At 38.3% G+C, this 19,323-nt stretch carries 17 protein-coding genes; 5 read left to right on the top strand and 12 right to left on the bottom strand.

Features of this window, described 5'->3' with window-relative positions; translation table 11 throughout:
- Positions 1–361: 361 nt before the first annotated feature.
- The gene (locus C502_RS0113040) at positions 362–799 is read left to right on the top strand and encodes a hypothetical protein (protein ID WP_018679265.1); all 438 of its coding nucleotides are present in this window, start codon (positions 362–364) and stop codon (positions 797–799) included.
- 69 nt (positions 800–868) lie between these two features.
- On the opposite strand, the gene C502_RS0113035 is transcribed toward C502_RS0113040, so the two are convergent.
- The 4 genes from C502_RS0113035 to C502_RS0113020 form a co-directional block, all read right to left on the bottom strand.
- Complete coding sequence (locus C502_RS0113035) at positions 869–1,957, bottom strand: YheT family hydrolase (protein WP_018679264.1); 1,089 nt, start codon at positions 1,955–1,957, stop codon at positions 869–871.
- Positions 1,958–1,976: 19 nt separating this feature from the next.
- Positions 1,977–2,693, bottom strand: a complete 717-nt coding sequence (locus C502_RS0113030; RefSeq protein ID WP_018679263.1) for an SGNH/GDSL hydrolase family protein — start codon at positions 2,691–2,693, stop codon at positions 1,977–1,979.
- A gap of 35 nt (positions 2,694–2,728) precedes the next feature.
- Entirely contained in the window at positions 2,729–3,136 is a 408-nt protein-coding gene (locus C502_RS0113025) for a nuclear transport factor 2 family protein (protein WP_018679262.1), read from the bottom strand.
- A gap of 76 nt (positions 3,137–3,212) precedes the next feature.
- A complete protein-coding gene (locus C502_RS0113020; protein ID WP_018679261.1) occupies positions 3,213–5,237 on the bottom strand; it encodes an NADPH-dependent 2,4-dienoyl-CoA reductase in 2,025 nt (674 codons plus the stop codon).
- A gap of 124 nt (positions 5,238–5,361) precedes the next feature.
- On the opposite strand from C502_RS0113020, the gene C502_RS0113015 reads away from it, so the two are divergent.
- Positions 5,362–5,922, top strand: coding sequence for a PadR family transcriptional regulator (locus C502_RS0113015; RefSeq protein WP_018679260.1), 561 nt, complete (start codon positions 5,362–5,364; stop codon positions 5,920–5,922).
- Entirely contained in the window at positions 5,922–6,827 is a 906-nt protein-coding gene (locus C502_RS0113010) for an alpha/beta fold hydrolase (protein WP_018679259.1), read from the top strand. The genes C502_RS0113015 and C502_RS0113010 overlap by 1 nt, the downstream gene beginning before the upstream one ends.
- 480 nt (positions 6,828–7,307) lie before the next feature.
- Here the strand turns inward: C502_RS0113010 and C502_RS0113005 are convergent, their stop codons facing one another.
- The 6 genes from C502_RS0113005 to argC all read right to left on the bottom strand — a co-directional run bounded on the left by C502_RS0113005 (position 7,308) and on the right by argC (position 14,346).
- Complete coding sequence (locus tag C502_RS0113005) at positions 7,308–8,348, bottom strand: 3-deoxy-7-phosphoheptulonate synthase (protein ID WP_018679258.1); 1,041 nt, start codon at positions 8,346–8,348, stop codon at positions 7,308–7,310.
- Positions 8,349–8,928: 580 nt separating this feature from the next.
- Positions 8,929–9,291, bottom strand: coding sequence for a YnfA family protein (locus tag C502_RS0113000; RefSeq protein WP_018679257.1), 363 nt, complete (start codon positions 9,289–9,291; stop codon positions 8,929–8,931).
- Positions 9,291–11,576, bottom strand: coding sequence for an ATP-dependent Clp protease ATP-binding subunit ClpA (clpA, locus tag C502_RS0112995; protein WP_018679256.1), 2,286 nt, complete (start codon positions 11,574–11,576; stop codon positions 9,291–9,293). Before clpA ends, C502_RS0113000 begins: the two co-directional genes overlap by 1 nt.
- A 451-nt stretch (positions 11,577–12,027) precedes the next feature.
- The gene (gene clpS, locus C502_RS0112985) at positions 12,028–12,444 is read right to left on the bottom strand and encodes an ATP-dependent Clp protease adapter ClpS (RefSeq protein ID WP_018679254.1); all 417 of its coding nucleotides are present in this window, start codon (positions 12,442–12,444) and stop codon (positions 12,028–12,030) included.
- A 21-nt stretch (positions 12,445–12,465) separates the two neighbouring features.
- The gene (locus C502_RS0112980; protein ID WP_018679253.1) at positions 12,466–13,215 is read right to left on the bottom strand and encodes a DUF6776 family protein; all 750 of its coding nucleotides are present in this window, start codon (positions 13,213–13,215) and stop codon (positions 12,466–12,468) included.
- Between the two features lie 81 nt (positions 13,216–13,296).
- Positions 13,297–14,346, bottom strand: a complete 1,050-nt coding sequence (gene argC / locus C502_RS0112975; protein ID WP_018679252.1) for an N-acetyl-gamma-glutamyl-phosphate reductase — start codon at positions 14,344–14,346, stop codon at positions 13,297–13,299.
- Between the two features lie 364 nt (positions 14,347–14,710).
- On the opposite strand from argC, the gene C502_RS0112970 reads away from it, so the two are divergent.
- Complete coding sequence (locus C502_RS0112970) at positions 14,711–16,231, top strand: hypothetical protein (protein WP_018679251.1); 1,521 nt, start codon at positions 14,711–14,713, stop codon at positions 16,229–16,231.
- Here C502_RS0112970 and C502_RS0112965 read toward each other — a convergent pair.
- Positions 16,224–16,916 (bottom strand): M48 family metallopeptidase, encoded by a 693-nt coding sequence (locus C502_RS0112965; RefSeq protein WP_018679250.1) that lies wholly within the window; start codon positions 16,914–16,916, stop codon positions 16,224–16,226. The genes C502_RS0112970 and C502_RS0112965 overlap by 8 nt on opposite strands.
- Positions 16,916–17,587 carry a ribose-5-phosphate isomerase RpiA gene (rpiA, locus tag C502_RS0112960; protein WP_004662287.1) on the bottom strand — a complete coding sequence of 224 codons (672 nt, stop codon included), beginning with the start codon at positions 17,585–17,587 and terminating at the stop codon, positions 16,916–16,918. The genes C502_RS0112965 and rpiA overlap by 1 nt, the downstream gene beginning before the upstream one ends.
- 98 nt (positions 17,588–17,685) lie before the next feature.
- Between rpiA and ilvA the strand changes: the two genes are divergently transcribed.
- Positions 17,686–19,230 carry a threonine ammonia-lyase, biosynthetic gene (gene ilvA, locus C502_RS0112955; RefSeq protein WP_171067632.1) on the top strand — a complete coding sequence of 515 codons (1,545 nt, stop codon included), beginning with the start codon at positions 17,686–17,688 and terminating at the stop codon, positions 19,228–19,230.
- Positions 19,231–19,323 lie beyond the last annotated feature (93 nt).

Genomic DNA, 19,323 nt, shown 5'->3' with positions numbered 1-19,323 from the left:
CGTACAATCGAGCCGAAATCGGCCTACAATGTTGGGCAATTTTACTGTACTCTGCACCTATAAAGCAAAGTCAAACCGCATCAATTCAAAGAACTATAAACAACTGACTATTCTATCAGCATTTTCAATAAAATTTTATGGGATTTGTGGATATTTCCTACATAGATAACCTTTAGCCCATAAAACAACCGCATGTACTGAGTAAACAATTCACTGGATTCCTGTTACATTTTTCTGAGAACAAACATCCTTGCTCAAACATTTATAAAATATCAACAAACTCAATAAAACCGAGTGATTTCTTCATCTAATTTTACTGTTATAATTCAAGCCATCCTTAATTCAATATGTAGCTTTAACAATGGCGAATAAAAAACTTTTAATTTGTGCAGCGCTTGCAACTGGTCTATTACTGACTGCTTGTGTGAAAAAAGAAGAGCCAAAAAATGAAGAACAATCAGAACAGGCATCTGAAGCACAAACAACTCAGGCAGCATCTCAACCAGAACCAACCCAAGAATTCCAACCTTTGGAAAGCGTAGATAAACCTGCAACACCCGCTCCTGTGATTGAAATAAGCCGAGAACAAACGGCGAATACAACCACAGAAATTCGTCGTGAAACGCAACCTGCCCAAATTCAAGCAACTGAAGAAGCAACAGCAACAACTGCTCAAGCTGAGCAACCTAAACCAGCTAAAGTAGAACAACCTAAAGCCGTAAAACCTGCTACAGCACAAACTGAAGATGATGCCGTAGCTGCCGCAATTGCTGCTGCAACACCTGCCTTAAATAATTAATTTATTGATATCTTTAAAAAGCCATGAGTTGTGTCAATCGCAGCTCATGGCTTTTTTGTCTATTTAAATTTACGAATAATGTTTAAAAAAATCAGCCATAAGACGTGATGCCCACGATTTTACTTCTAAACTTTCATAAAAACCACAGTGGCTTCCCTTTTTGGTGGTAATCACGGCAATATTTTCCATCTGCCGAACCACATCTTTATAAGGGTCTAAGTTTTTAATTGAGCAAACAGGATCATCTTCGGCATTCAGAACCATCAATGGAATTTTGATATTTTCCAATACATAGATTGGGTTAATTGCTTGGCAGTAACTCTGATAATCCTCAAAACCAGCCATCTCAAAATATGCTTTCTCAAATGCTTCCAAATTAGTCGTTGCGAGTACTTTATCTAATGAAGCAACCTGACTCCATGTATTCTGATACGGATAAATAAAATACTTGAACAACTTCTTGGTCATCATTTTGCTATAAAAAGGATGCACATTTTTAAAACCAATCTCGGTGTTATAACCTGGACACATCGCAAAAGCAGCTTTAAATGGTGTATCAGAACCTTGTTCACCCAAATAGCGCACCAATAATCCTGTTCCTGCGGAAGAACCTACTGCATATAAATCGGACGCTGGAAATAAAGTTTGAATATGATTCAGTTGCTCTCGCAAATCACTCGTCAAACCAAATAGTGAGATACGTGGTACGGGCATTGGTAAACCCGCATGCCCACGGCGTAAGCAAAGTGCAATGCGCCAACCTGTATATGTATGCAAGTCTTTGACCAACTCACGCATACTCTCAGGTGTTCCTGTAATGGTATGCATGATCACAACGGTTGGCGTTTCTGGCGGAAGATCATAGCCATACCATGCTATCGCTGTTACTCCACCATCTTGCATCGTAAGCTGATCAATACGATCATATTCAAGCTTTATGGTTTTCTTTTTAATCACATCAAAATATAGAAGATGGACATGGGTATTACTCAACCACGGTGTTGGGCGATATTTTTGTTTCAACTGGGGGAGCTTTTCCAAAACATCTTTAATTTTCCCTTTCGGGTCATAATACATTTTAGGTTGCTCAGCACCAAGTACTAAATCAAATAGCTCTGAACCTAAGACTTTAATTTTATTTAAAGTAGATATGCTCATATGCAACAACTGCCTCTGACTATGCGTTAAATGTCTGTCGCACTAATGCTGCGACCTGTTGTCCCCAAATAGCATAAATTTCTTTACTGGGATGAAAACCATCACTTGCCATGGGTAAATTCATCGCCTGAAAATTTTCAATATCATATTGTATGAATCTAAATTGACTCTGTGGTGCTAGCCATCGTTGTAATGCTTGATTCATTTGTTCTGCATATTTACCAAATAACCATGCCAAAGGATCAGGCAAAGCTGGAAAATGCTGCATCGGCGGTACACCAGACACAATAATCAATTTGGGTTGAAAATGATTCTGTATTTGAGTAAACAATTGTTTTTGTTGTTTTATCCAAGACTTTGCCGAAGTTAATTTGGTCACGTCATTGACACCAATAGACGTGACGACTACATCATATTTTCTTTGTTCCAACTGTTGGAGTGCTTGATGAACTTGTTTGGTGGTATCACCTGTTTTTGCATGTAGCTTCCATTGCAAAATATATTCATTCTTTAATTCTGAAATAATCGCACCAGATAAAGCATCTTGTTGAGTCTCAACACCAACACCTGCTGCGGCTGAGTCCCCCAAAATAAGTAAAGACAGTGGTTTTCCTTGCCCAATTAAGCCCTCACGTTCGCCACTCGCTTCCATAAGATGTGGTGTATTTTTACGAACCTTTGTACCTTGTATAAACAGTACAGGCAATAACGCTAAAGTTGACAGTTTTAACCACATGTTAATCTCGGTATGACTTAGACGATTTAGTTGTATTACTGAGGTTGATACTGGGCAATTCTTGCACCCATTTGTTCAGCTAATGCAGCCAAACCACTCATTGATCGAATCATCACTTCAAAATCAATGATCTGTCCATGTTCATTAAAACGGATCATATCAATGCCTTTTAAGGATTTACCGCTTACATTGGCACTGAATTCTAGTACAGCATTTTCACCGTCTTCTGAATAAAACTCACGGTGATAGGTAAAATCCTGAAAAACTTGAATCACATTGGTCAAAATAAAGAAAACAACTTGTTTTCCCTCATAAGGCTTATATGCAATCGGCGAACGAAATACCACATCATCAGCTAAAAGATGACTGAGAATAGATAAATCACCTGTTTGAATCATTTGATGCCAGTTTTTTAAAGATTGTTTTGTTGTTGCCAGTGTCATTGTTATTTTTCCTTTGTCATTTCATCAATGAAGTTAGAGACATTCCCTCGCTAGAGGAAATGTCTCATTCATCTATTTATAGAACCGCAGCTAACTCAGCACCTTGACGGATTGCACGTTTCGCATCTAATTCACCTGCTTCTTTCGCACCACCAATCAAGTGAACGTTTTTACCATCAGCTTTAAGCTGATCAAACATTGCGGTATATGATTCTTGACCTGCACAAATCACTACATTGTCAACGTCTAACACTGTGGTCTGACCATCTACAGTAATATGTAAACCTTGATCATCAACCTTGTCATAGCTTGCACCCGCAATCATTTTTACATCACGATGTTTTAAGCCTGTACGGTGAATCCAACCTGTCGTTTTACCCAAACTAGAACCAACGGCTGCGCTCTTGCGTTGTAACAAGTAAATTTCACGCTCAGATTTTTCGAGTTCTGGTTGCTTTAAGCCACCTACTTGCGCATAGCTCGTATCAATCCCCCATTCTGCGTAGAATTTTTCAGGGTTTAAACTACCACTCTCGCCTTCATGCGTTAAATATTCAGCCGTATCAAAACCAATACCACCTGCACCAATAATTGCGACACGTTTACCTACAGCAACACGCTCTTTCAACACTTGGATATAGCTCAATACTTTTGGATGATCAATCCCTTCAAATTGTAATTGGCGCGGTGTTACTCCTGTTGCAACAACGATCTCATCGTAATTCGCTTGGCTAAGCTCTTCGTATGTTGCCGTGTGATTTAAGACAAGCTCAATATTCTGTTGCAATTCAATTTGACGTTTGAAATAGCGTAAGGTTTCGTAGAATTCTTCTTTACCAGGAATGGTTTTCGCAATATTAAACTGACCGCCAATCTGATTGCTTGAATCAAATACTTTAACTTTATGACCACGGCTTGCTGCATAAGTTGCAAAACTTAAACCTGCTGGCCCTGCACCAATCACAGCAATATTTTTTACAGCGTTGGTTTCTTTAAAAATAAGTTCAGTTTCATAACATGCACGTGGATTGACTAAACAAGTTGCGATCTTCATTGAGAAGATATGATCTAAACATGCTTGGTTACAACCAATACATGTATTGATTTCATCACTGCGACCTTCACTTGCTTTTAATACAAAATCAGCATCCGCCAACATTGGACGAGCCATCGAAATCATATCTGCATGACCAGAAGCAAGCACATGCTCAGCCATTTCAGGTGTATTGATACGGTTTGATGTGATTAAAGGAATCGAAACTGTACCTTTAAGCTTTTCAGTCACCCACGTGAATGCCGCACGAGGTACTTTAGTTGCAATCGTTGGAATACGTGCTTCATGCCAGCCAATCCCAGTATTCAGAATCGTTGCACCTGCTTTTTCAATTTCTTTAGCAAGCTGAACAACTTCTTCTAAGCTTGAACCACCTTCAACCAAATCAAGCATAGATAAGCGGTAAATAATAATGAAATTTTCACCGACTAAAGCACGCGTACGTTTTACGATTTCAATCGGAAAACGAATACGGTTTTCATAACTACCGCCCCATTCATCATCGCGATGGTTGGTACGTGCAGCAATGAACTCATTAATCAAATAGCCTTCTGAACCCATGATCTCAACACCATCATAACCTGCATATTGTGCAAGCTTGGCACAATTCGCAAAGTCATCAATGGTTTGTTGCACTTCAGCCGAACTTAATGCTTTAGGTTTAATTGGGTTAATTGGCGCTTGAATCGCTGATGGCGCAACATTATTTGCTTGGTAAGAATAACGACCTGTATGCAAAATTTGCATAGCGATCTTACCACCTGCCTCATGTACAGCTTGAGTAATGACTTTATGTTTTTCCGCTTCTTCAACTGTATCTAACTTTGTACCATGAGCGAATACAACACCATCATCATTAGGAGAAACACCACCTGTTACAATCAGACTTACGCCACCCTTAGCACGTTCAGCATAAAATGCTGCCATACGCTCATAACCTTGAGGTGCTTCTTCTAAACCAATATGCATAGAACCCATAAGCACACGGTTTTTAAGCGTAGTAAAACCCAAGTCAAGTGGTTGTAATAAATGTGGATAAGCTGACATGTTTTCTCCTTTGGCTAGCAATCTGCTTGCTAATGCAACTTGTTGCACAAAGTTATAAACAAGATTTGATTTTTATGCAACATATTGCATAATTCTGATGAGTCATTTTTTATTACGGATCATCATGTCACTTGCCCATGTTTTATTGACGAGCTTATTAGAAAAGCCAAGTACTGGTTTTGAGTTAGCGCGTCGCTTTGACCGTTCAATGGGCTTCTTTTGGAACGCGACTCATCAGCAAATTTACCGTGAACTCAATGGTATGCTTAAAAAAGGATGGATTTCAACCTTAGAAGAACAAGCAGCAAATAGCCGAAAAAAAACCTATCAGGTTGAACAACTCGGAAGAATACAACTCGCAACATGGATTGAACAGCAAAGTGAACCTGCACAGCTTCGTGATGACCTCATGGTCAGATTAAGAGCCGAAGCACAACTCGGTGGTAACAATATATTGCCAGAATTAGAACGGCATTTAGAACTTCACAAGGAAAAACTCGGTCTTTACCAAACAATCCATGATAAAGACTTTAAAAATAATGAACCTACTAGCCGTATTCTTTTTATCCATAAAATGATTTTGGAACTCGGTATCATTAAAGAAATTGAATGGATAAAATGGCTAGAACGAATGATTCCACAACTTAAACAGTTCGAGCAAATAAACGAAATTGGAGAACAATGATGCCGTTTTATACGATGCCTGATCAAGAAAAATTATTTGTCCGACGTATAGGTGAGGGAGAACCTGTACTCGTACTGTCAGGACTCGGCATGCAAAGTTGGCAATGGCTTCCTTTTTTATTTACGAGTCGTAAAAAATACGAATTTATTATTCCAGATTGGCGTGGTTTTGGTGGCTCTAAAGACTGTGCTATACCCGACAAAGATGCTATTTCTAGCCATTGGGACGATATAGATTCACTTATTCAACAACTTAAATTAGATCAGTTTATCCTGATCGGTTATTCCATGGGTGCAACCACAGCCATGCATGGGATGAAACATGGCGGCTTGGGGCAAAAGCTCAAAGCCTACTTACATATTGATCAAACCCCCAAAATTGCTGTAGATAACACTTGGCAATATGGTCTATTTGGGCAAAAACAAGCACGTTTTAAAAATCTACTCCTCGATATCCAAACACTTTTATTAGAAAATAAATTTGCACAGCAACTCGATGACTTACCAAGTGATATTCGTTATAAACTCGTAAGCTTATGGGGTGCATTTATTGAATTACAAAGCAGCAATACATATAGCCCCAAAATCTTTAAACTTGCCCTAAACCGACCGTTACTACAAAAATATTTACTCCCGATTCAACGTCTTGATTACTTGCTCTGGTATGTAGAAAACTATTTAAACCATGACGAAGACTATCGAGAGGCAATTAGCCATGTCAGTTGCCCAACTACATTCTTTATTGGGCGTGAATCAAGTCTGTATGCTGAAACAGGACAAACTATTGTGGCCAAAAGTCTAGCAAATGCCAAAACCGTTTATTTTGAGCATTCTGGTCATACACCACTGATTACTGAACCAAGAAAATTTAGTCAGGAAATTGGCAAATTTTTACAAGAAGCCTAATTTACTTAGGCTATTTAAAATAGAGAGTGCGATTGTCTCACCTACTCTCTTCTTATTGGAACATATGCTTCAACGTTAGTATTTTTCGATTAGACTCTAAATTTCAATAAAATAACCCATATGTTTACACCTAGACTCTAAACTTTGCTGTATTTAATAAAAATATTAGAGTCTAGCTGTAAATAAAAACATGAAAACATCTAAATTCACATCGTTACTAGCGATGATGTATTGACCGATATACAAGGTACACATAACTCAGGCTTAATAGGATATTGAGTTGCAACTGGCAAATTCAAACCTGAACATTTAAGTGAATATCACATCACGCCAGAACACCATCTCCATAATATTCGTGGCATTATCAACATCCTAGACATAGATGGATAAAGCAGCATCGACAAAAACCGTCAAAAATTATCATTTTAAAATGATAAATCAGCCAATCTAATTTATAAATTGGCTGATTTATCTATAGTTTTAGTGAGTTCTCATCTGCTCAGCTATATCCAAGAATACTTGTTCCGTTTTATCCCAACCTAAACAACCATCTGTCACTGACTGACCATAGGTCATATCACAAGAAATTTTTTGATTACCATCCACCAAGTGACTCTCAATCATCACACCACATACTTTTGACTCAGCTCGCTCTGCAATGATTTGCTTTAAAACATGTGGTTGCTGCAATGGGTCTTTGCCACTATTCCCATGACTACAGTCAATCACCAATGCAGGCAAATGCTTATGTTTGAAGTGCATAGCTTGAATTGAAGCCAAATCATAGTTCGTACCGTGATTTGAACCACGTAAAATTAAATGCGGTAATGGATTACCATCACTATGCAAAATTGCAGGTAAGCCTTGTTGTGTCATGCCTAGAAATTGATGACCATGAAGCGCAGATTGAATCGCATCTAAAGCAATTTGAATCGAACCATCTGTGCCATTCTTAAAACCAATGCTGTATGGCATATGGCTCGAAATTTCACGATGAATTTGTGATTCACTGGTACGCGCACCAATTGCACCCCAAGCTAATAAATCATCAAAATAACCTGTTGCCATTGGGCTTAAAATCTCACTTGCAATTGGCAAGCCTTTTTCAATTAACTGAATATAAAGTTCACGAGATTTTTCTAAACCAAGTTGTAAATCAGATGATCCATCTAAATTTGGATCATATAAAAAACCTTTCCAGCCCACAGTCGTACGTGGTTTCTCAATATAGGCGCGCATGACAAGAAAAATCTGATCTTTAACTTGTTCTTGTAGTTGTTGTAGACGATCAGCATATTCTAGAACTGCAATCGGATCATGAATCGAGCAAGGACCAGTAATCACCATTAAACGATGATCTTGTCCTGATAAAATATTTTGAATCGTTTGACGATGTTTTAAAATTTGCTGCACTAAAGTTGCAGACAACGGATACTGTGCTTTGAGTTGTGATGGCAAGCTAAGCATTGATTCTTTTGAATGAGTTTGTGGTTGTGTCAAAGCAGTGTTTAAAGCATTCATTATTCATTTCCTTTGGACTGTCCTACAGTCCGAATATTTATTTGAGCAAGTGTGATCTAAGCGATGTTGATTTCTTTGCAAAGTAAAACCAAGAAGTCTTGCTAAAATATGAAAAGTTGAATGTAAACATGGTATTTCTCCTAAAATGATAAATGTGAAAGCATAAAAAAACCTGATCGGTGTTGCCGATCAGGTATTAACTGGTTGGGCAACTTTTCCGCTGCCCGAAACGCATCAGGCAACTATCAATAGTGCCAAAAATAAAAATATGCGTTTGTATTTACAGTATGCTTTAACATGTTTATTTCAAATATCTAAAAACTGTTTCTAACTATTAAATTACGCACTATTTAAGCATTTGACAAGTGTTTTTTATATTTTTTAATCGGAATATTTCACACTGAGTTAATTTAGAATTCAAGTAATTAGAACCTTAACTGATTAAGCACATATTTACGAATCACAAACCTATTGCCGCATTGAGCATATCATCAGATATTCTTAACGATTCCAACTAAATAGCAATATTGTTTAGAATCAATACTACGCAAAAAACTCTATTTTTTGCTTAAGATGACAGTTAACGCACTAAACCTTGAGGCTGCAAAATAATCATTGCTGCACCACATAAAACAACTGCACCACCCAATAGATCCCAACGAGTTAATGCCACTTGATCAACATAGCGTAGCCACATCAATGCCGTAAAAATATAGATGCCACCATATGCCGCATAAATACGACCTGACGCCACTGGATGCAACGTCAATAGCCACACAAAGACAGCTAGACTTAAAGCAGTCGGTATCCAAAACCAATTTGATTTTCCCTGATTTAAAATCAGATAAGGAAAATAACAACCCAAGATTTCAGCAATTGCTGTGACGAAAAATAACCCAAATACTTTAAGCACTTGGGTTATAGAGAAAGACAATTCAAACATTAAGCAGGTTCAGCACTCGGATTGATATGATCTTCAAAGACTTCCAATTTTAGACCAACTTCTTTGCCATTTTCTGTTTTCACAGAAACCGCAACATTACCGCCATGTTCAGCAAGCTCACCAAATAGAATCATCTCAGCAAGCGGTTTTTTCAAATGCTCTTGAATTAAACGTTGCATTGGACGTGCACCCATGAGACGGTCATAACCATTGGTTGATAACCAATCACGCGCGCTTTGATCAACTTCGAGCATCACCTGCTTATCATCTAATTGTGCTTGAAGCTCTGTTAAGAATTTATCAACAACAGATTCAATAATCGTGGTTGGTAAAGACTTAAATTGGATTACACCATCTAAACGGTTACGGAATTCAGGCGAGAACGCACGTTTCATTGCATCTTGATTGTCTGCACTATGATCTTGTTCTGTGAAACCAATACTCGCACGCACAATGCTTTCCGCACCAATATTTGTGGTGAGAACAATAATCACATTTCTGAAATCAGACTTACGACCATTGTTATCAGTTAAAGCACCATGATCCATCACTTGTAATAACAAGTTGAATACATCTGGATGGGCTTTTTCGATCTCATCAAGCAAGAGTACGCAATGCGGATTTTTATGAATCGCATCGGTCAGCAAACCACCTTGATCATAGCCAACATAACCTGGAGGCGCACCGATCAAGCGAGAAACCGCATGGCGCTCCATATACTCTGACATATCGAAACGAACCAATTCCACACCTAACAACTTGGCAAGTTGTTTAGTGACCTCGGTTTTACCCACACCTGTTGGACCCGCAAATACAAAACTACCCACGGGTTTATCTGGTGCTTTTAAACCTGCACGAGATAACTTGATTGCTGATGCTAATGCAGTAATCGCCTCATCTTGACCAAATACCACCCGTTTCAAATCACGTTCTAAGTTCTCAAGTACGCTCTTATCATCTTTAGACACCGTTTTTGGTGGAATACGGGCAATCTTAGAAACAATGTCTTCAATATTTTCAACTGAAATGGTGGTTCCATCGACTTCAGCTTTAAGACGGCGTTGCGCACCCGCCTCATCAATCACATCAATTGCTTTGTCTGGTAAAAAGCGATCATTAATAAATTTCGCTGATAACTCTACGGCAGCAACTAAAGCTTTATCATCGTATTCAACATGGTGAAAATCTTCAAACTTACTTTTCAAGCCACGTAAAATATCAATTGTTTCACCAATACTTGGTTCATTGACATCAATTTTTTGGAAACGGCGTGATAAAGCATGATCTTTTTCAAACACTTGACGGTATTCTTGGAATGTTGTCGAACCAATGCAGCGTAGACTACCGTTTGCTAGAGCTGGTTTAATTAAATTCGATGCGTCCATTGTACTGCCCATACTTGAGCCAGCACCAATGATCATATGAATTTCATCAATAAATAGAATTGCATTTGGATTCTTTTTCAAAGCATTCAACAATTGTTTTAAACGCTTTTCAAAATCACCACGATATTTTGTACCAGCAACCAATGCACCAATGTCTAAGCTATAGACTTCAGCATTTGCAAGTGGTTTTGGTGCTTTACCATTGACGATCAACCATGCCAAACCTTCAGCAATCGAGGTTTTACCTACACCAGGATCACCTACTAACAATGGATTATTTTTACGGCGACGACATAAAATCTGTGCCGCACGCTCAATCTCTTTCTCACGTCCAATTAAAGGGTCTGTTTTGCCTTTTTGTGCTTCGATATTTAAGTTAAGCGTATATTGTTCCAATGGGCCCGCATTCGCTGAAGCCGCATTTTCACCTTCGATATCTTCAACCTCCTCTTCAACTTGAATCTCATCTTTTCGTGTGCCATGAGATAAGTATTGAGTTAAGGTCAAACGATTAATTTGATGGCGTTTAAGCAAATAAACTGCGAAAGAATCTCGCTCAGAATACATTGCAACTAAAACATCAGCACCTTCAACTGTGCGATCTCCACCACTTGATTGGACATGGAAAATTGCACGTTGCAAGATTCGATCAAAACTTTCGGTTGGATGTGGTGCTTGTTCACTATTATCACCAAGTTTTGGGGTATGTTGCTCTACATATTCCTCTAATTCTTTACGCAAAGTAACGATATCAGCACCACATGCTTTTAATGCATTTACAGCTGAATCATTATCAAGTAAAGCAAGCAACAAATGCTCAACTGTCAGAAACTCATGTCTCTTTTGACGAGCCATGCTAACAGCCAAACGTAACGATACTTCTAATTGACGACTGAGCATGTAACCCCCTTATATTGTGTGCTCTCTTTGAAAAATGATGACCATTTTTAGTAGAGCTAGTTATTAAATTGGTTTGCCTAGGGCGATGTAAGCGTTATCTCATATACGTTTACAATAACGCTTTGCTTCATAATCTACAGTTAGCATTAGTTGAGTATCTTGGTCAAGATTCAAAACAACGTATTGTTGTAAAAATTCAATTACAATGAGAATATGACCCACTCAACTGATCAAAAAGAAAGCAAATCCAAGTAAATATATTTATTTATCCCGATTCACTCGGATAATACCGATCTCTCTTTCATCATTCACAACATCGTTGTTCATCTTACATTTGAACAAACGTTGCTTTTACCGCTACCACTCAGGTATAACCCTCGTCTTGCGCATGAGGAATGAAATTCCGCCAGCATAGCTGTTCGTCTTGCGCTCGGACAAAGCGCTGCTTTGTTTATCCTCGCTCAGGTTCGATTTGGCATAACAAAGGATGACCTTGCGAACGAGCATAGTTATTCACTTGATTGGCTTTTGTTTCAGCAATATCCCGTGGATATATGCCAGCTGTTCCCTTACCTTCATAGTGAACCGTTAACATCACTTGACTTGCTTGATCTAAATCCATAGCAAAATGTTGCTGTAGAACTTCTATGACAAAGTCCATAGGTGTGTAATCATCATTCAGTAAGACAACAGCATATAAAGATGGGCGCTTTAACTCTGGTGGTGCTGTTTGTACACTAACCTCACCATCATGATCATCTTGCTGCGAATCACTTAAACGTGGATTTAAGTGCCAATCGACATATCCAGATTGATGAAAGGCATTTTTCACTTCACTTAAATTCATTTGACGTTTATATCTTCGCATATGGGGTTCTTACTATAGAGGCTATTGAGCGCTTGCTTCAGCTTGAGGAATTTCAGATACAAAAGCAGAACTCACATCAACTGCTTGACCACGTTGCCAACTAAAACGCTTAATCACGGGTGTACCTGAACCTGACAAACGAACTTCAATAAATTGAGGTGTAAAACCTTTCGGCATTGTCCAACGCCCAGTCAAACGCTCAAAATCATCGAAATTAAAATTCTTGTCTTCTAAAGGTACATCTAAAACTTCAGTATCTTTAATCAAGCGTAGCTCAACAGTGCCGACTGTACGACGTTTGTTTGGACTCACTTGAACTAAATCAAGCTGATATTCAAAAGCATTCTCAGGTAATGATTTAATCGCTAAGTTTTGCACCGTTAGACTAACACCCCCACGTTGCCTTAAAATTTCACGATAAATTGCATTCATACTTTCAAATTGAACTTTGTCTGCATTTGCTTGATTAATGCCTTTAAATAACTCATCAGCATTACCTACAGCCATATCACGTTCTTGGACTGCGGCATTTAAGCTTTTACTCACAGAATCTAAAGCGGTCTTTTGCTTTTGCACAACATCAACGAGTTGCTCCGCATCTGCATCATAACCAACAACGGTTAAACCCTGACGATGTCCAACCGTATATCCTAAGAGAAAACTACTACCAATCAACAAAGTGGCAGCGATTACCAAAGGTAAATTCGTTTTCAGGAATTTATTTTTTTTAACGGAACTCTCTGGTGAAGTAGTTGGTTCAGCATTTTCCATCATCATCTCTATCGTTATGATTTACATCAAAACACACATTTAAATCCAAATTTAAATGTGTGTGAAGTATAAAAGCGTTTTTTATGGTAATAAACCAATACCTTCTAAGCCAGCAGCTTCATCAAAATTGAACATCAAATTCATATTTTGAATCGCTTGACCTGCTGCACCTTTAACCAAATTATCCTGCGCAACCAACACAATCAATTTATTTGGTTGTGGTTGATATAACGCGATACGCAATTCATTTGCACCACGTACACTACGCGTTTCAGGGGAACTATTTGCAGGCATTACATCGACAAAGCGCTCATTCTCATAGAAGCTTTCATACAATGCTTGTAAATTGATTTGCTGAGCTTGCTCGGTCAAATCAACATAGATCGTACTCAACATGCCACGGATCATCGGAACAAGATGCGGAACAAAAATCAGTTGACTAAACTGACCTTTTGCACCCGAAATATTTTCCAAGGCTTCAACAATTTCTGGATGGTGACGATGTCCTGCAACACCATAAGCCTTAAAATTGTCAGCATTTTCGCTGTAAATCATACCTAGGCTAGCTTTACGACCAGCACCAGATACACCTGATTTAGCGTCAATAATAATACTTTGTGTATTGATTAAATTATGCTGATCTTTCAATAACGGAGCTAAGCCCAATTGCACTGTTGTTGGATAACAACCTGGATTACCAATCACTTGTGCATTTTTAATTTTGTCACGATTTAACTCAGTCAAACCATAAACAGAATCAGCGAGTACACTTGGGCAGCTATGCTGCATACCATACCATTTTTCAAATTCAGCGAGATTTTGTAAGCGAAAATCCGCAGCAAGGTCAATTAGCTTTGTACCAGTAGTAATCAATTCTTCGGCATGTTGCATCGCTACACCATGCGGTGTCGCAAAGAATACAACATCACATTGCTTAAGAGCATTCAAATCAAGATCAGAAAACTCAAGATCAGTATGTCCTCGTAGACTTGGGAACATATCTGATACACGTCTTCCTGCTTCAGTTCGAGATGTTAAAACACGTACTTGGGCTTTTGGATGTCTTAATAAAAGACGCAATAATTCAACGCCTGTATATCCAGTTCCACCAACGATGCCAACAGAAATCACGTGCTTTACCTCAAACAATAAATAGTGCAACTATTAGTATGGCAGTTCAACGTAATTTTCACAATCCATAACCCTATAAGTTATATAGCATTTCCAAATTCTTTAAGGAACAGATGCTTTCCTATAAGAATAGTGCAGAAAAATTTCAATTTACGGAGAAAAAATTGTAGATTTTAAGCTTTACACTAGCTTTATGATTAGCCATTAACTCAAAAACAGTGTAAAAGATCGTTAATACTAGGTTTTACCGATACAGATTTTACCACTGGTCAATAAATACTATTGAATCGTCTAAGTATTCGCATAGAATAAAAACCATGCGGTAATAATAAATTTCATGGATGCTAAATTTTGGAGAGCTGGAATGCCTTCTTTGAGATCAAAACAAAGATTAAATCAATATATCTGTTTAGGTATAAGCACACTTTTACTTGGCACAGTTTTAGTCGGCTGTGGAAGTGGAGAAAGTGAAGCACGTAATGATACGACGACGCCAGTATCAGTTCCAAAACCAAAAAATTTCAATATTAAAGTACCCACTGAGATGCGTGACGTTGTTATCAAAATTTTTGACAACTTTGATAACACTTTAATTCTAGAAGAAAAGGTCAGCACAACTACCAACCTATCAAGTCTTACATTACCTAGAGTTCTGAATACAAATCATTTATACAGAATTGAGATCTCCACCACTCCAAACTCCCTGATCTATAACTTCCTAAACGGTCAATATCAAAATGTTGCTATTACTTTACATAGTCTAATTGACGTTGATGTAAGTAATTTAACGCAAACAATCTTTATCAACCCGAACTCGGAAGCAACATATCAACGTGCACTAGTTCGTTCAGGACAACTTCCAAATGAAACAGAAAATGCAAAAAATATCAGTTCATTACATTTAAAACTTGCTACTCAAGATATTAATGCCGCGTTACTAAGTGCATTTCATCGACTTGATTTGCAAAACCTAGAACCATCTTATCAACTAAATCTTCTTACTAAACAAGATATTGAACTGAGACCTAATACATACCTCTCTTCTTTTTTCAGTTTTGGATATATCCAACAATGGTCAAATAGCTATCCTGTTGATACATTCGCTGAGTTTACTAAAAACCTTGCGACAGATTTGAAAGATGGTTACCTAGACGCAAAAAAAATTCGCGGCGACAAAACAACTTTAAATACATTATTAAGCCCAACACCAGACAACATAGACCCAGCAAAAAACAATGCAAAAGATATTGGGGAAACCCAAAAAGCGACGAGAACCCAATTTGGGACGTCCTTAAAACAAGCTGTTCTTCAACTTGCTACTAATTCACAACAACAATCATTTAATCCTGAAGGCTATAAACTATTACAACAATATAGTTATGTCGGAGAGGAACCGTTTAATAACATTACCCTGAATGTTCGTACTGCTGGTGCAGGAGATTATCGCCGTGCAGTTGGTTTTGCAGATACCATAGCAACTTGCAACGGTTCAATTTACCCATGTAAACAAGGTATTACGGGTGTTAATATTATTAATCCAAATTTACCATCCATTGATTATCTTATTGGGCATTATGAAGATACAGTAAATAACTGCCAATTAAATGTACGCGCTAATGGTGCAATTGAATTGATTAAAAATGCTCAGATTTTTCGATCAATGCTTGATGCAGATAGTACAGACAACTTATTGCAAGTTGATAAAACTAATCATGAGTATTTATTGAATACAAGTTCCACCGAGCCGAACAACACCTCTCTACAATATACATTTATCCAAGTTAAGATCAAAGCCAATCAAGTCCTCAGTGCAAGTGCAGGTTTAGATAACCGTAAAGCCCCTGATCAACTGCAAACCACAGAGCTACAGTGTAGTTTTAATTAACATACCACCACGCAGGCAATTGAAAACTTTTTAATTGTCTGCGATGTTCCTGATAGTTTTCATCATATTTCGCCACTTCATTCCAAAATGCAGCACTATGATCAAAATGTTTGGTATGTGCTAATTCATGGATACAGACAGCTCGGACACTCTGTATTGGCATGAACACCAATGCAGCATTGAGCATAATGTCATGTTTTGAACTACAGCTTCCCCAACGTGTCTTTGGCTTTCTAATTGCACATTCGCCATATCCTAGACTCGTCTGCCGACTCACCAAATCTAAACATTCTGGTAAAAATTGTTTGGCATATCCCAATACAGCCGCCTGTAATGCTGCTTCAGGAGATTCATTCCGAATAAATAGAATATGCTGATCCCAATTAAATTTAAAAATATAACGTTGCTGTTGCTGAACAATTTGGAATGGCTGAGAATGATTAAAAAGTAATAATTGTTCTGGAAGAACGATTGTTTGGGGTAATTGATTTTGTTGTTTATTCCATGTCTTTAGCAACCACTGTTCGGATTGATTTAAAAATTGCTGAATTTGCCGTTTACTACAGAATAAAGGCACTGTTAAACGAATACCTGTTGGCTCAACGCGCAAGCGCAAATTTCTTGCCCTTGCATGTCGAACCACTTTAATTTCAGGCAATAGCGTTGCCAATGAAACTGCTTGCATTATTGCGCTGTACGTTCTTCGATACCATTATTGGTTGCAACAATCGCAATACTTGCAGCATTTAAGGCAAAAATACCGTTAGTCACAACACCTGGAATATTGTTAATGGTTTTTTCCAGCTCAAGTGCATTCAAAATATTTAAGTTAAATACATCTAAAATAACATTACCGTTATCCGTCACAACGCCTTCGCGATAAACTGGATCACCGCCTAAAGCAACAATTTTACGTGCAACGGCAGAACGTGCCATTGGAATCACTTCAATCGGAAGTGGAAAATCACGCCCTAATTGCTCTACCCATTTCGAATCATCCACGATACATACAAATTTCTTGGCAATTGAGGCAACAATTTTTTCACGTGTCAATGCTGCACCACCACCTTTGATCATATGCATATGGCGATCAATTTCATCAGCACCATCGACATAGGCATCTAAACCACCAACTGAGTTCATATCAACAACTTCGATACCTAATTTTTTAAGACGTTCAGCCGTAGCTGTAGAGCTTGCGACTGCTGCCTCTAATTGTAATTCTGGCAATAAATCAATTAAAAAATTAACAGTACTTCCTGTTCCTACGCCCAAAATGCCGCCTTTAGGCAAATGTTTCAAAGCTGCTTTTGCCGCAGCTTGTTTTTTCTCATCTTGGGTTGCATATAGACTCATGACTTCACTCAACTATTTTGACATTTGCTGCAAGAAAACAGCGCAAATGCACAGGGGTTTGCTACAATGATCGCCTATTTTAAACTGTTATAGGGAAGATGAACATGCTGTCTCGTGTGGTACGACAAATTTTACAAGCAACGGTTTATGATGTTGCGATTGAAACACCGCTTGAAGCAGCTCCCCGAATTAGTCAAAAAATTAATAACAACATTCGATTTAAACGTGAAGATTTACAACCTGTCTTCTCTTTTAAACTACGTGGTGCTTATAACCGTATTAGCCAACTTCCTAAAGATCAACTCGATCGAGGTGTGATTTGTGCATCCGCAGGTAACCATGCACAAGGGGTTGCACTGTCTGGAAAAAAATTAGGCATTCCTGCCATTATTGTCATGCCAAGCACGACCCCTGATATTAAAGTTCAGGCAGTTAAACGCTTAGGTGGTCAAGTTGTGTTACACGGCGATAGTTTTGATGTTGCCAATAAATACGCAAAACAACGTGCAGAAGATGAAGGTTTAGTTTTTATTCCACCTTATGACGATGAACTGGTCATTGCTGGTCAAGGAACCATTGCCAATGAATTATTACGCCAATGGCGTGATGTTGAATATGTTTTCGTTGCTGTCGGTGGTGGCGGGCTCATTGCGGGTGTTGCAGCCTATCTTGGTGAAGTTGCGCCGCATGTCAAAGTCATTGGTGTTGAATATGAAGAATCTGCGTGCTTAAAAGCTGCACTCGAAACCAATGAACGTGTGGTTTTACCTCATGTCGGGTTATTTGCTGATGGCACAGCAGTTGCACAAATTGGTGAATTACCATTTGAAATGGTTCGCTTACAGAAGTCCGATCAATCAGGTCCAATTGTTGATCCAACAATTGTTACGGTCAATACCGATGAAATCTGTGCTGCAATCAAAGACACCTATGATGAAAATCGCAGTATCGTTGAGCCATCAGGTGCGATGGCCTTAGCTGGGATCAAAAAATATATCGCAGAACATCAATTAACAGACAAAAATATGGTTTCAATCGTTTGCGGTGCAAACATGAACTTTGATCGTCTTCGTTATATTGCTGAACGTACTGAATTAGGTGAGCGTAAAGAAGCGATTTATGCAGTGACAATTCCTGAGCAAAAAGGCGCATTTCTTAATTTCTGCCGTGCCCTACAAGGTCGTAATATTACTGAGTTTAACTATCGTGCCAGTGACGATAGTCAAGCTCAAGTATTTGTTGGGATTAGTTTGAAAGGTGGTGAAGTTGAACGTCACGAAATCCATGAATTACTCAAGCAACAATATGATGTCGATGATTTATCCGATGATGAAGTTGCGAAACTGCATATTCGTTATTTGATTGGTGGTCATGCCAATTTGGAAAATGAGCGTTTATTCCGTGTTGAATTTCCAGAGCGTCCAGGTGCCCTACTGACTTTCTTGGAACGCCTAGGTCCAACGCATAACATTACCCTGTTCCATTATCGCAATCATGGTGCAGCAGAAGGTCGTGTCCTTGTAGGTTTACAAGCCACAGATGCGAAGCAAAACCCTGATGGTTTAGTCGAAACTCTAGAGAAAATCACATATCCATATGCTGAAATCAGCAATAATATTGGATATAAGCGTTTCCTTAAATAATCAATCAAGACAATAATAGCCGACTTTATGTCGGCTTTATTTTTATCAAAAATGATTTTAATCCTGTAAAAGATCAACTCAAACAAATTTGTT

The sequence above is a fragment of the Acinetobacter tjernbergiae DSM 14971 = CIP 107465 genome (assembly GCF_000374425.1).
GTDB classification, from domain to species: domain Bacteria; phylum Pseudomonadota; class Gammaproteobacteria; order Pseudomonadales; family Moraxellaceae; genus Acinetobacter; species Acinetobacter tjernbergiae.
This window is presented reverse-complemented; position numbering and strand designations above follow the sequence as displayed.

What these genes read in the sequence shown, in the direction of transcription:
- C502_RS0113020 (WP_018679261.1), bottom strand. Translation starts at nt 5,237, where the DNA reads ATGTCAGCTTATCCACATTTATTACAACCACTTGACTTGGGTTTTACT.
- C502_RS0113000 (WP_018679257.1), bottom strand. Translation starts at nt 9,291, where the DNA reads ATGTTTGAATTGTCTTTCTCTATAACCCAAGTGCTTAAAGTATTTGGG.
- C502_RS0113005 (WP_018679258.1), bottom strand. Translation starts at nt 8,348, where the DNA reads ATGAATGCTTTAAACACTGCTTTGACACAACCACAAACTCATTCAAAA.
- rpiA (WP_004662287.1), bottom strand. Translation starts at nt 17,587, where the DNA reads ATGAGTCTATATGCAACCCAAGATGAGAAAAAACAAGCTGCGGCAAAA.
- C502_RS0112965 (WP_018679250.1), bottom strand. Translation starts at nt 16,916, where the DNA reads ATGCAAGCAGTTTCATTGGCAACGCTATTGCCTGAAATTAAAGTGGTT.
- C502_RS0113035 (WP_018679264.1), bottom strand. Translation starts at nt 1,957, where the DNA reads ATGAGCATATCTACTTTAAATAAAATTAAAGTCTTAGGTTCAGAGCTA.
- C502_RS0113040 (WP_018679265.1), top strand. Translation starts at nt 362, where the DNA reads ATGGCGAATAAAAAACTTTTAATTTGTGCAGCGCTTGCAACTGGTCTA.
- clpS (WP_018679254.1), bottom strand. Translation starts at nt 12,444, where the DNA reads ATGCGAAGATATAAACGTCAAATGAATTTAAGTGAAGTGAAAAATGCC.
- C502_RS0113010 (WP_018679259.1), top strand. Translation starts at nt 5,922, where the DNA reads ATGCCGTTTTATACGATGCCTGATCAAGAAAAATTATTTGTCCGACGT.
- C502_RS0113025 (WP_018679262.1), bottom strand. Translation starts at nt 3,136, where the DNA reads ATGACACTGGCAACAACAAAACAATCTTTAAAAAACTGGCATCAAATG.
- C502_RS0113015 (WP_018679260.1), top strand. Translation starts at nt 5,362, where the DNA reads ATGTCACTTGCCCATGTTTTATTGACGAGCTTATTAGAAAAGCCAAGT.
- C502_RS0113030 (WP_018679263.1), bottom strand. Translation starts at nt 2,693, where the DNA reads ATGTGGTTAAAACTGTCAACTTTAGCGTTATTGCCTGTACTGTTTATA.
- clpA (WP_018679256.1), bottom strand. Translation starts at nt 11,576, where the DNA reads ATGCTCAGTCGTCAATTAGAAGTATCGTTACGTTTGGCTGTTAGCATG.
- C502_RS0112980 (WP_018679253.1), bottom strand. Translation starts at nt 13,215, where the DNA reads ATGGAAAATGCTGAACCAACTACTTCACCAGAGAGTTCCGTTAAAAAA.
- ilvA (WP_171067632.1), top strand. Translation starts at nt 17,686, where the DNA reads ATGAACATGCTGTCTCGTGTGGTACGACAAATTTTACAAGCAACGGTT.
- C502_RS0112970 (WP_018679251.1), top strand. Translation starts at nt 14,711, where the DNA reads ATGCCTTCTTTGAGATCAAAACAAAGATTAAATCAATATATCTGTTTA.